Origin of the sequence: Aeromicrobium sp. 50.2.37 (assembly GCF_024655735.1) — a bacterium.
Classification (GTDB): Bacteria; Actinomycetota; Actinomycetes; order Propionibacteriales; family Nocardioidaceae; genus Aeromicrobium.
The window spans coordinates 26,559-38,774 of record NZ_JANLGG010000022.1; the positions used below are offsets into that span (position 1 = coordinate 26,559).

Below are 12,216 nucleotides of genomic sequence, written 5' to 3' on the forward strand. Positions count from 1 at the left end.
GGCTCGACCTGTGGAACCACAGGCAGACGGGTTCTACCGCCGACGGCTCGACGGGACCACGGTGGAGCCATGACCACCGCACGTCTCGCAACGACCGGGGAGCACACCGGTCGCGGACCTCGCGACGGATCGACCTGGCTGCGCGAGCTCGAGGGCGCTCCGGCGCTCGGCTTCATCGGACCCAACTGGTTCGCCTCGGTGATGGGCACCGGCATCGTCGCCGTCGCTGCGGCCTCCCTGCCCTTCACGGTGCCCGGGATCACCGGACTCGCCGTCGCGGTCTGGGTCCTCGCTCTCGCGCTGCTCGTCGTGGTCGTCGTGGCGACCGCCGGCCACTGGCGGCTCCACGGCGAGGTGGCTCGTGGCCACCTGGACGACCCGGTGATGTCGCACTTCTACGGCGCCCCCGCGATGGGGCTCATGACCGTCGGCGCCGGCGGGGTGCTCGTGGGACACCACCTGATCGGCATGACCGCCGCGCTGACGCTGGACTGGGTGCTGTGGACCTCCGGGACCCTGCTCGGTCTGACCACGGCGGTATTGGTGCCGATCCGCGCCTTCACCGCGCACGAGGTCCAGGAGGACTCCGCCTTCGGCGGCTGGCTCATGCCGGTGGTGCCACCCATGGTCAGCGCCGCCACCGGCGCGGCCCTCGTGCCCCACCTCCCGGCCGGTCAGGCGCAGCAGACGATGCTGCTGGCCTGCTACATGTTCTTCGGCCTCACGCTCCTGTGCAGCGTCGTTATGATCGTGCTCATCTGGAACCGTCTCCTGCACCACGGGGTCGGGGCCGCCGGGGCGGTCCCCACCCTCTGGATCGTCCTCGGCCCGATCGGGCAGTCGATCACCGCGGCCCACCACCTCGGCACCGTGGCTCCCGGCGTGCTGGGCACCCCCTACGGCACCGCGTTCCACGCCTTCGCCCTGGTCTACGGCGTTCCCCTGTGGGGTTTCGCGATGCTGTGGCTGGCCATCGCCGTCACCCTCACCGCACGCACGGCCAGGCAAGGACTTCCGTTCAGCCTGACCTGGTGGTCCTTCACCTTCCCGGTCGGCACGGTGGTCACCGGCACCTCCGGGCTCGCCCAGCTGACCGGCAACCACGTGCTCCAGGTCGCAGCCGGCGCCCTGTTCGTCCTCCTGCTCGGCGCCTGGGCCCTGGTCGCCGTCCGCACCGCTCGCGGCGTGCACACCGGGTCGCTGCTGAAGAAGCCCTGACCTCTGGACGACGCCTCGCACGTCGCACGTCCTGGCCGGACGTCACGGCGCCAGCCAGCTCGGGCCGACCCGCGTGCCGATGTCGGTCGCCGAGGCCGGCGACCCCGGTCAGGCCGACGTGGCGCCGACGACCGACAACAGCTGCAGCCGCTCGTGGCTCTCGCTGCCGGGCACGGCGGTGTAGACCAGGAGCGAGTGCGCCTGCCGCGTGTCCTGCAGGATCTGGCAGCTCAGCTCCAGGCGTCCGACCATCGGGTGGTCGTACCTCTTGAGCTCGTGCGGCACGATGCCCACCTCGTGCCGGTCCCAGAGCTCGCGGAACTCCTCGTTCCGCTCCACGAGGTGAGCGGCGAGGCGGGCCGCCCTCGACGTCGGGCCGCGACGGGCCGCGATGCCGCGCAGACCGGAGACGTACATCCGGGAGAAGTGCTCGTGGTCCTCCGGCGGGTGGAGGTCGCGCGCCCCGGGGACGGCGAACCAGCGGTAGCCGATGCTGCGCTCGGGTCCGACGAAACGGGCGAGGTCACCGACGAGCGCCACCCCCAGGCGGGTCTGGCGCAGCGTCTCGCCCAGCTCGGTGACGATCTCCGCCGGCGTGTCCTCGAGCCGGTCGAGGATCCTCAGCATCCCGGGGCTCACGTGGTCGCTCTCGGCGCCGCGCTCCGGCGCACGGTGCCCGGCGAGGTGGAAGAGGTGGTCACGCTCGTCGAGGGTCAGGTGCAGCCCCTGGGCCATGGCCGCGACCATCTGCTCCGAGGGCTGCGGGCCGCGCTCCTGCTCCAGGCGGGTGTAGTAGTCGGCCGACATGTGGCACAGCACCGCCACCTCCTCGCGACGCAGTCCGGACGTGCGGCGCCGGTGCCCGCGCGGGAGTCCGACGTCCTCCGGCTGCAGGGCCTCGCGCCGGACGCGGAGGAAGTCCGCCAGCCCTGGCCTGTCGATCATGGCTCCATCGTGCCCCGTACCGGTCCGCGCATCCACGGATCGTCAGACCCTGGATCCGGTCGGGGCAGTGCCGAAGGGTGGGGTCGGCGGCAGGTGCCGCCCCGATCGTCAGGAGACACCGTGGCACCCAGGACCTACGACATCGACGTCCCCGACCTCACCGGTCGGCGCGCGGTCATCACCGGGGGGAGCGACGGGATCGGGCTCGTCATCGCCCGGACGCTCGCCTCCGCAGGAGCCGACGTGGTCCTGCCGGTCCGGAACCGCGCCAAGGGAGACGCGGCCGTGCGGACGATCCGCGACCGGCACCCGCAGGCACGCCTGACCCTCCACGACCTCGACCTCTCGTCGCTCGCGTCGGTCGAGGCCTTCGCCACCACGATGCGGGCGGAGGGCGATCCGATCCACCTGCTCGTCAACAACGCGGGTGTCATGACGCCGCCGGAGCGCCAGACGACGCAGGACGGCTTCGAGCTGCAGCTCGGCACGAACCATCTCGCCCACGTCGCGCTCACCGCCCACCTGCTCCCGCTCCTCGTGGCCGGCGGGGCACGGGTGACGTCGCAGGTCAGCGTTGCGGCCAGGAGCGGCACCATCAACTGGGACGACCCCGGGTTCGAGCGCGCCTACGACGGCATGCGCGCGTACCGGCAGTCCAAGATCGCCCTGGGCCTGTTCGGCCTCGAGCTCGACCGCCGGAGCCGGGCCCAGGGTTGGGGCATCACGAGCAACCTCTCCCACCCGGGCGTGGCGCCGACCAGCCTGCTCGCGGCGCGGCCGGAGGTCGGCCGGTCGGGCGACACGCTAGGCGTGCGGGTCATCCGCCGGCTCTCCGCGCTGGGCGTGCTCGTCGGCACCTCCGAGAGCGCTGCGCTCCCCGCGCTGGTGGCAGCGACGGCCCCGGACCCGGCGTCCTTCTACGGGCCGCAGGGCCTGGGCGGTACCGGCGGCGCGCCAGGTCCGCAGGACCTCTGGAAGCCGCTCGGCGACCTCGACGACGCCGCGCGGTCCTGGGACCTCTCCGAGCGTCTCACCGGCGTGGTGTTCGGGCAGCGATGAGCCGGCCGGCCCGGGTCAGTTGGCGGACTGGTAGGCCTCGATGAGCGAGGACGGGACGCGGCCACGGGCCGGGACGTCGAGGCCCTGCTCCTGGGCCCAGGCGCGCACGGCCTTGGCGTCGACGCCGGAACCTCCCCCCGAGGAGGAGCTTCGGGTGGTGCGACCGGCGGCGCGGCGGCCGACGGCGATGTAGGGAGCCACGGCGTCGGCGAAGGCCTGGCGCTCGGACTCGGTGAGGTCGACCTGGTAGCCCACTCCATCGAACGTGAACGACACCGTCGGTGCCGGGGTGTCGATCTCGTCGCCACTCAGGTCGGAGTAGAACTTTTCCACGGTCTTTTTCGCCATGCCGGAACCATATCGCTCAGCACCCAATAATGCGGGCATTTCACGGGAGCATTCAGGACCAAAGTCATGAATAGTTTCAGAATGCGCCGACTTTCACGGCGCGGCGACGAAACCGCGGTCGCTCAGCACCGGCACGACGCTGCTGGCACCGACCTCGGACGCCACGCCGACGTCGTCGGACCAGCCCGCCGCGACGAGCTCCTCGCCACTCGCGCAGGCCGTCAGGTGCGCGGCCTCGCGACCCTGCACGAGCCGGTAGGCGTCGGCTGCGGCGGCGGCCTCCGGCGACAGGCCCGGCCACTCGAAGTCCTCGAGCGCCGCGAGCACCGCACCGGCACCCCACAGGTCCTCGAGCGCGGGTCGCAACGAGCCGTCGCTCCACCGCTCCCCCGCGGCGACCACGGCGACCACGGTGTCGTCGGCGTCGTGCTCCCGCGCGATCCACGCAGCGACGGCGGCCGCGTTGCGCAGGCTCGCGCCCACCACCGTCGTGGCCGAGCCCGCGAGCGCGTGCGCCACGGCCGACCCGTTCGGTGACGGCAGCACCAGACGACCCGGCAGCGGGACCCGCAGCAGCCGCGCCGGCGAGAGCGTGGGCTCGTCCGGGCCCGCCGAGACCCGGTCGGCGGCCAGCACCGCGCCGGTCTGCGCCGCGACCTCGGCCGCGTCCGCGCGACCGGTCGGGTACGGCACCACGACGCTGCCGCGCTCCACCGCCACCCCCAGCGCCGTGGTGAACGACAGCACGTCGACGACGACGGCGACGTCTGCTCCTTCGGAGATCGCGCGGCCGCCGACCGGGCCCCAGTCGAAGCGGACCGTGTGGCCCGGCTGGTGAGTCGTGAGCATGGGCCCAGTGTGCCGGGCAGCGAGAACCGTCAGGGTCGACGGCGGCGTGCCAGGACCACGGCGCCGACCACGAGCAAGCCGAGCACGAGGACGAAGACGACGACCTCGACCCACCCGACGGCGTACCCGGTGGAGGTGGCCACGTCGTCGGTCTCGCCAGGCGTCGCCACGAGCTCGGCGGCCGCGCGGGTCTGCTCGGTGGGGGCCGTCTCGACGACGACGTCCTCCCCGTCCGCGAGCAGCTGGTACCGCAGGGCGAGGAACTCGCCCACCGCGACGTCGTGGTCGCGCACGCCGGTCTGGGCGTAGGCCCACTCGCCGCCCTCGTCGGCGGTGAGGAAGGCCCAGTACCCGTCGCCGGAGAGCGAGGCGCCGCACGACTCCTGCGCCGCGTCCGGCCGACCGTCGATCCGGCAGACGAAGGGTGCGGAGCCCTGCGTCTCCTCGACGTCGAGACCGGCCGCCTGGAGAGCGTCGTAGGCGCTGGCGTCGTCGGCGAGGTCCGTGGCGCAGCGGACGAGCCGATCACCGTCGAGCGTCGCGGGCTCGACCACCACCACGACGTCGTCGGGCCCGCACTCACCCTCGGTGGCTGCCTGCGCCGCAGACGGAGCGACCGCCAGTGCAGCGGTGCAGACGACGACGGACAGCAGGTGGTGGACGTGGCGAAGCATGTCGTCCATCGTCACAGACGGCGTGCGTGACTCAGGCCTGCGGGACCGACTCCGCCGCCCGCCCGTACCGAGCGCGCCGAGCCGCCCGGCGCAGGGTCACCAGGACGGCGGGTCCGAGGGTGGCCACGAGCAGCGCGTTCGTGAGGGCTCGGCCCGTGTCCCAGCCCCAGGTCGACGTGACGAGGTTGAACACCAGGAAGCGGTGCAGGTTCTCCAGGATCGGCGCACCCGGCACCAGCTGCAGCGTCTCCTCGGCCCCGGGGGCGGCGATGCCGAGCTGGAACGGCCACGACGACAGGTTCATCAACATGCCGAACAGGTACGCCACGACCACGGCGTAGACCACGAGCATCGCGATCTCCGCCCGTCCCGTGACCCGCCGCGGCAGCAGACCCGCGCCCAGCCCGATCCACGCGGCGCACATCATCTGGAACGGCAGCCACGGCCCCACGCCCGACGTGAGCAGGGCCGACGCGAACAACGAGGTGCACCCCAGCACGAAGCCGAACCCCGGCCCGAACACCCGCCCGGCGAGGACGAGGACGAAGAACACCGTCTCGATGCCGGCCGTCCCGGCACCCAGGGGTCTCAGTGCCGCGTTCACCGCCGTCAGCACACCGAGCATCGCCAGGGCCTTGGCGTCCATGCCGCCCTCGGTGAGCTCGGCGACCACCACCATGACGACGATCGGCAGGAGCGCCATGAACAGGAACGGCTGGTCGACCCGCTCCGCCCCTGCGGTCGGCTCGATGAACAACGGCCACAGGAACATGACCAGGCCCGCGAGCGACGCGACGCCGAGCACGAGGGCCGAGCGCAGGCCCAGCCGCGCCGTCATCGTCGTCCCCCGTCCTGGGTCGACGCGTGGCCGCACCCGTCGGTGGAGGGCGGTCGTGCGAGCGCTCCCTCGACGTCGGCGACGGTGAGCCAGTCCGAGCCCAGCACCTTGGAGACCTGGGGGGCGAAGGCGGGCGACTCGGCCAGGACCTTGGACACGCCCCCGGCCGAGACCACCTCACCCTCGGCGAGGACGACGACGGCGTCGGCCACCTGCGCGACGAACTCCACGTCGTGGGTCGACACGACGACGCCGCGACCCTCGGCCGCCTGGGTGTGCAGGATGGCCGCCAGCTGCGCCTTCGCGGCGTAGTCGAGACCACGCGTCGGCTCGTCGAGCAACAGGACACGGGGCGAGGTCGTGAGCACGATGGCCAGCACGAGGGCGAGCCGCTGGCCCTCGGACAGGTCGCGGGGGTGGTGCGATCCGGCGATGCCCGGGGCGAGCCGGTCGAGCAGACCGCGGCAGCGTCCAGGCTCGGCTTCCGCGTGGGTGTCGGCCGCCGAGCACTCGTCGTCCACGGTCTCGAGGTAGAGCAGGTCGGACGCGGTCTGGGGCACGAGCCCCACCAGGGCGCGGGCGGCCGCGGGCGACAGGCCCGCCGGGTCGAGCCCGTCGGCCCCGACGGCCACGGAGCCACTCGCGCGCTTGAGTCCGCCCTGCAGCGCCCACAGCAGCGACGACTTGCCCGATCCGTTCCGGCCCATGAGCGCGACGACCTGGCCGGGGTCGACCGTCAGGTCGACGCTGCTGACCGCACGGTGCCGGCGGTAGTCGACCGAGATGTCGCGCGCCCGCAGCACCGGGGGGCCCGTCGGCACCGGCGGGGTCCGGGTCGGCGCCCCCGCGAGCCGAGGTCGCAGGTCGCTGGCCCGACGCCGCGCGTCGCGGACGGTGAGCGGAAGCGGCTCCCACCCGACGAGCCGGCCCAGCTCCACCAGCGGCGGCGCGACGGGACTCTCGCGCAGCAGGTCGGCCGGGTCGCCGTCGCGCACCCGACCTCCCTCCACCACGACGAGACGGTCTGCGAAGGGGATCACCCGCTCCATCCGGTGCTCGGCCACCACCACCCCGAGCCCGACGTCGGCCACGAGCCGGGCGACCGTGGCCAGCACGTCCTCGGCCGCCGTGGGGTCGAGCGCCGACGTCGGCTCGTCGAGCACCAGCATCCGGGGGTGCATCGTGAGCACGGCGCCGATCGCGACCCGCTGCTGCTGGCCGCCCGACAGCGTGCGCAGCGCGCGACGTCGGAGGTCGGCGATGCCCAGCAGGTCGAGCGTCTCCTCCACCCGACGTCGCATGGTCTGCGGGTCGAGCCCGAGCTGCTCCATGCCGTAGGCCAGCTCGTCCTCCACGACGTCGCTCACGAACCCCGACAGCGGGTCCTGCGGCACGTACCCGACGAGGTGTGCCAGCTCGCGCGGCGGTGTGCCCACGATGGACGTGCCGTCGACGCGCACGTCGCCCTCGAGCAGGCCGCCACTGAAGTGCGGGACGAGGCCGTTGAACAGGCCGAGCAGCGTCGACTTGCCCGACCCGGTGCGGCCGCACACCAGGTGCAGCTCGCCGTCGGGCAGCACCAGGCCGACGTCGCGCAGCGTCGGCTCCGCCGTCCCGGTCCCGGTCGCGTCGTCGTAGGAGAAGGTCACGTCACGCAGCTCGAGCACGGTCCACCTCCTCCGCGTCGCGCCCCGAGCCACCGGCGCGGTCGGCGCCCCCGGCGACGTCGGGGGCCGGCGGCGGGGCCAGGAACGCCGGAAGCACACCGACCAGCAGCACGAGCACGAGCGGGACGCCGATCGTGGGCCACCGCTCGAGGTCGGGGACCACCACGTACGGGTCGAGGTCGAAGGCGCGGTCGACCCCGACGGCGACCACGACGCCGCACAGCGCCGTCAGGACCTCGGGCCGACGCCACCGGTCCGGGCGGTAGCGGGTGCGCTGCACGCGCCGGCCGGCCAACCACAGCGCAGCGGCGGCGAGCAGGACCCCGAGCACGAGCACGGGCCCCGCGAGCAGACGGGGCGCGGTGCCGTCGAGGTAGGCGTAGGCACCGACGCAGAGCGCGCCGAGCCCGGTGAGCATGAGCACCCCGGTGACGAGCCGCTCGCGCGACGTCGCGGTGCCGGAGCGCCCGTAGCCACGCGCGTCCATCCCGGCGGCCAGGGTCATCGACCGCTCCAGGGCGTCCTCCAGCACCGGCACGACCACGCGCCGGAGCCGGCCGACCCCCTTGCCGGCGTCACCCCTCAGCCGACGCGCACGGTTGACCCGCTGCACGCTCTCGGCGAGTTGCGGGAAGACCGAGAGAGCCACGACCACGGCGGTTCCGACCTCGTAGAACGCGGGGGGCACCGCGGCCAGGAGGCGACGGGGGTTCGCCAGGGAGTTCGCGGCGCCGACGCACAGGATGATCACGGCCAGCCGCATGCCGTCGTAGAGCGCACCGAGCAGCGCCGTCGACGTCACGTCGCCCAGGAGCTGGATGCCACGGGCCGCGTCGGGCAACGGGATCTCGGGCAGGTGCAGCACGATCGTGTCGCCCTCGAGCGCTCCACCGCCGAACAGGATCCGGTACACGACCCGCAGCACCACGACGAACAGCGCGAAGTACATGTAGAACCGGAACGACATCGCCCATGGCGCCTCGCTGCGGCGGGCCATCACCACGAGGACCACCACCGCCGCGATCAACGCGAGCACCAGCGGGTTGAGGGTGAACGACGCCGCCGCGGCGAGACCGAGCGCCCAGAGCCACCAGGCTCCGGGATGCAGGTCACGGGCGGGAGCGGTCATCGCCGCCCCGCGGCAGAGGGGGTCAGGGCGTGCTTCCCCTCCGCCGCCACGCGATGATCCCGGCGGCACCGAGCAGCACCAGCACGGCCGCGACACCGACCAGCGTGGGCCACGGCGACCCGGCGTCGGCCGACGTCGCGCGGGTCTCGTCGTCGGGCGACGTGGCGTCGTCGGACGGCGCGGTGGCGCTCGGGGAGGCGTCGGCAGCGGCCTTCTTCTTGGCCGCCTCCTGCTTCTCCTGCGCAGCGGCTCCCTCCTGAGCCTCTTGCTTTCGCGCGGCTTGCGCCGTCGCGGACTTCTCGGGGGTGGACTTCTTCGCCGGGTCGGCCTTCTTCGGGTCCGACCCGGAGCTCGAGCCTCCCGACGACGTGCCGCCGCCGACCGGCTTGCTCGTGGGGGAGGGCGCTGGCGCGGGCCCCTGCGGCGTCACGCTCGGCGCGGACCTGGCCGACTGCCCCTGCCAGCTCCAGGCCACCCAGCCACCGGCGGGGATCGACGCGCCGCCGACGCCCGTCGAGGCATAGCTCCACACGCCGTTGCCCGAGGACGTCCACAGCGACCAGTAGGCGTTGGCCGGGGAGGCGTTCACGCAGCCGGCGTTCGCGGGGGCCCCGTTCACGCGGCAGACGAATCCCTGCTGCCGGGCGGCGTAGGTCATGGCGACGCCGGCGGCGGAGAACGCCGAGGCGGCGCTGCGGCCGCCGCCGGGCACGCAGGTGGTGCTGAGGCCACCGAGCTGGTTGCCATCGACGACCACGGTCACCCCGGTGCCCCGGGGGCAGGGGGCGGCCGATGCGGGCGCCGCCGCGAGCGCCACCAGGCTCCCCGCCCCGACCAGGCAGACCAGGAGGGTCGCGAGGCCGCGGCGGATCACGCGCCGCCCTCGGCGCGGCGACGGCGCAGCGTCAGCACCGCACCGAGCAGCACCGCCAGGAGCGCGGCGGCCACGACCACCAGGGAGACCGTGGTTCCGGCCGACGGGAGCAGCGAGCCGGTGTCGGTGGCGCCGCCGTCGGAGGAGCCGGCGCCCTCGGAGCCCTCGGAACCGTCGCCGCCTGCGCCGGGCCCGGCGTCGGCGGCCACGACGGTGAGCGTCGTGCTGCCGCTGCGCTCGGGGACCGTGCTGACCACGGACAGCGTGTACTCGCCCGGCTCCTCGGGAGCGACCACGCCGGAGACCGCGAGGGTCGCCAGGGAGCCAGTCCCACCGGAGGGCAGGGCCCGTGCGGCCGGGGCAGCGTCGCCGCTGCCGCCCTGCTCGAACGTTGCCTCGTAGCCCTCACCGTCGACGAGCCCGTCGACGTCCAGCGCGAAGGACTCGCCCGCCTCGACCGACGCCGGGGCGCCGAGCTCGAACGTGGCAGGGGCGAGCACCTGGACGCTCGTGGAGCCGGTCCGCTCGGGCGAGCCGCCCTGGGCGTCGATGGACACCGTGCCGGCGGCCGACGGCATGGTGACGTCGAGCTCCGCGCGCCCGTCGTCGTCGGCGGCGCCCTTCGCGACGTCGTCGCCGGCGGTGACGGTCACCGGCTCGCCGGCCTCCAGGCCCTCGATGACGACCCCGACGTCCTGGCCGGTCCCAGCGAAGCCGTCGGTCGCGGTGGTGACGGTGAGCGTGGCGGAGTCGGGCAGCAGCGCGAGCGAACCGGCCGCCTGCGCGGTGGCGCGGCGCCACTGGTCACGCGACTCGGGCAGACCGGCCGTCTGCGCGGCGTCGAAGGCCGCCTGGTCGAAGGCGATCGCACCCCGCTCGTCGGCGAGCGCGCCGCTCGCGTCGTCGGGCACCCGCAGGGTCGCGACGAACTCGGCGGCAGCGGTCGCTGCGTCGAGGTCGCCGGCGTCGGCGAGGGCGAGGGCCGCGAGGCCGGTGGTGTTGGCGTTGGCGACGCCGTCGTCCTGCAGGCTGCCGTCGGAGGCCTGGGCGTCGGCCAGGGCCGCGGCGCCGTCGTCGATCGCGTCGCCGAGTCCGTCGATGCCGGCGTCCTCGGCCTCCACGAGCGCGGTGACCGCCAGCGCCGTCGCGTCGTAGCTGATCGTGTCGTCGCCCTTGGTCGTCGGGTCGCCGCACTCCCGGTCCACCGGAGCGATGCTGTCGTCCCACTCGGTCTCGGGGTCGTCCGGGACCGCCTCGGCGAACATGCCGATGCGGAACGAGCCGTCGGCACACTGCTGCTTCAGCAGGTAGTCGATCGCGTCGAGGGCCAGGTCGTCGCCGGCGTCCACGAGTGCGCGGACCACGAAGGTCTGGCCGAGCGTGTTGGAGTAGTCACCGAAGTCCGAGACGTCGGAGGCACGGCCTGCCTCCTCGCCCTGCGCTGCGATGGTGCTCCGCAGCCGCTCGACCAGGTCGACGCCGCCGAAGGACTGCGGATCACGACCCGCGGTCGCGGCACCGACGGCGAGCTTGCCGGTGGCGCCGGCGTACGTGCTGCCCTCGTCGCCGAACGCCTCCCCGCTGATGTAGGCCTGCGGGTCCTTGGCGAGCGCGTCGGCGATGTCGCCGATCGCCCCGGCCTGGACGCCGAGCACGTCGAGCGACAGCAGCGCGTCGACGCTGAGGCCGTAGTCCGGGGACCCGAACTGGCCCGGCAGCAGGCGGTCGTCGAGCTCGCCGGCGAGCCAGGCACCGGTGGTGTCGGCGACGTCGGCCTGTGCCGAGGTGGGCACCGCGACGGCTGCACCTGCGAGGGCCACGGCGGCGGCGGTCGCGACGAGGCCGCGACGCAGGGACTTCTTCATGGGGTCCTCACCCGCTGCAAAGGCAGGAGGATCCCGAGGGGACCCGCTGCGACCGCGACAGCGTGATTGGTCAGGCGCCCGATGCGGCGTTCCGGCTCCCCTCGCGGAGCGAGGGCTACGGTTGCGGGTCAGCGCCGGACTTGGACCGGCTTCCCCGCATTCGGGCACGTGGAGTTGTGTGTCGAGTGACAGGCGGACCGTATCACCCACGACAGCCCTGCGTCCCGGCGTCGCAGGTGCGACGAGGGTCTCAGACCAGGGGCGCGTCGGCCACGACCACGCCGTTGGCGTCGGCGTAGACCCACTGGCCGGACCGGATCGTCACGCCGCCGAAGGTCAGCGCCACGCCGACGTCGCCGAGGCCGCGCTTCTTCGTGCGGACGGGGCACGGGGCGATCGCCTGCACCCCGAGGTCGAGGTCGCGCAGGATCTCGACGTCGCGCACGGCACCGTGGATGACCAGCCCGGACCACCCGTTCTCGACGAAGCGGGCGGCGATCACGTCACCGAGGAGCGCACGCCGCAGCGACCCGCCGCCGTCGACGACGAGGACGCGGCCGTCGCCCGGCTCGTCGGCGAGGCGCTTGACGTGCGAGTTGTCCTCGAAGCAGGCGACCGTCTCGACCGAGCCGCTGAACGCCTCGCGGCCACCGAAGCCACGCAGCAGACCCGGCTGGACGACCGCCAGCCGATCCGGGAGGTGGGTGTCGCAGAGGTCGGGCGTGGTCCAGCTGGTCATGGGTCCTCCAT

12 protein-coding genes and 1 riboswitch are annotated in these 12,216 nt (G+C 73.8%); of the genes, 2 read left to right on the forward strand and 10 right to left on the reverse strand.

Going from position 1 to position 12,216, the window contains the following annotated elements; genetic code table 11:
* Positions 1 to 69: 69 nt before the first annotated feature.
* Positions 70 to 1,218 (forward strand): TDT family transporter, encoded by a 1,149-nt coding sequence (locus tag NUV38_RS12550; protein WP_257729442.1) that lies wholly within the window; start codon positions 70 to 72, stop codon positions 1,216 to 1,218.
* 108 nt (positions 1,219 to 1,326) lie between these two features.
* On the opposite strand, the gene NUV38_RS12555 is transcribed toward NUV38_RS12550, so the two are convergent.
* A complete protein-coding gene (locus NUV38_RS12555) occupies positions 1,327 to 2,163 on the reverse strand; it encodes a helix-turn-helix transcriptional regulator (RefSeq protein WP_257729443.1) in 837 nt (278 codons plus the stop codon).
* 120 nt (positions 2,164 to 2,283) lie between these two features.
* Between NUV38_RS12555 and NUV38_RS12560 the strand changes: the two genes are divergently transcribed.
* On the forward strand, positions 2,284 to 3,222 hold the full coding sequence (locus NUV38_RS12560) for an SDR family oxidoreductase (protein WP_257729444.1): 939 nt from the start codon (positions 2,284 to 2,286) through the stop codon (positions 3,220 to 3,222).
* A 15-nt stretch (positions 3,223 to 3,237) separates the two neighbouring features.
* Here NUV38_RS12560 and NUV38_RS12565 read toward each other — a convergent pair whose 3' ends face one another.
* The 9 genes from NUV38_RS12565 to rraA all read right to left on the reverse strand — a co-directional run bounded on the left by NUV38_RS12565 (position 3,238) and on the right by rraA (position 12,205).
* Positions 3,238 to 3,570 carry an Lsr2 family protein gene (locus NUV38_RS12565; RefSeq protein ID WP_257729445.1) on the reverse strand — a complete coding sequence of 111 codons (333 nt, stop codon included), beginning with the start codon at positions 3,568 to 3,570 and terminating at the stop codon, positions 3,238 to 3,240.
* A 93-nt stretch (positions 3,571 to 3,663) separates the two neighbouring features.
* Positions 3,664 to 4,419, reverse strand: a complete 756-nt coding sequence (locus NUV38_RS12570; protein WP_257729446.1) for a 2-phosphosulfolactate phosphatase — start codon at positions 4,417 to 4,419, stop codon at positions 3,664 to 3,666.
* 29 nt (positions 4,420 to 4,448) lie between these two features.
* A complete protein-coding gene (locus tag NUV38_RS12575) occupies positions 4,449 to 5,093 on the reverse strand; it encodes a hypothetical protein (RefSeq protein WP_257729447.1) in 645 nt (214 codons plus the stop codon).
* Between the two features lie 31 nt (positions 5,094 to 5,124).
* Entirely contained in the window at positions 5,125 to 5,931 is an 807-nt protein-coding gene (locus NUV38_RS12580; protein WP_257729448.1) for an ECF transporter S component, read from the reverse strand.
* Complete coding sequence (locus tag NUV38_RS12585) at positions 5,928 to 7,598, reverse strand: ABC transporter ATP-binding protein (protein ID WP_257729449.1); 1,671 nt, start codon at positions 7,596 to 7,598, stop codon at positions 5,928 to 5,930. The genes NUV38_RS12580 and NUV38_RS12585 overlap by 4 nt, the downstream gene beginning before the upstream one ends.
* Positions 7,582 to 8,727 carry an energy-coupling factor transporter transmembrane protein EcfT gene (locus NUV38_RS12590; RefSeq protein ID WP_257729450.1) on the reverse strand — a complete coding sequence of 382 codons (1,146 nt, stop codon included), beginning with the start codon at positions 8,725 to 8,727 and terminating at the stop codon, positions 7,582 to 7,584. The genes NUV38_RS12585 and NUV38_RS12590 overlap by 17 nt, the downstream gene beginning before the upstream one ends.
* A gap of 22 nt (positions 8,728 to 8,749) precedes the next feature.
* Positions 8,750 to 9,601, reverse strand: coding sequence for an LPXTG cell wall anchor domain-containing protein (locus tag NUV38_RS12595; protein WP_257729451.1), 852 nt, complete (start codon positions 9,599 to 9,601; stop codon positions 8,750 to 8,752).
* On the reverse strand, positions 9,598 to 11,466 hold the full coding sequence (locus tag NUV38_RS17105; protein ID WP_308219695.1) for a hypothetical protein: 1,869 nt from the start codon (positions 11,464 to 11,466) through the stop codon (positions 9,598 to 9,600). Before NUV38_RS17105 ends, NUV38_RS12595 begins: the two co-directional genes overlap by 4 nt.
* An 85-nt stretch (positions 11,467 to 11,551) precedes the next feature.
* Positions 11,552 to 11,621, reverse strand: a riboswitch (cobalamin riboswitch).
* 95 nt (positions 11,622 to 11,716) lie between these two features.
* Complete coding sequence (rraA, locus tag NUV38_RS12610) at positions 11,717 to 12,205, reverse strand: ribonuclease E activity regulator RraA (RefSeq protein WP_257729452.1); 489 nt, start codon at positions 12,203 to 12,205, stop codon at positions 11,717 to 11,719.
* Positions 12,206 to 12,216 lie beyond the last annotated feature (11 nt).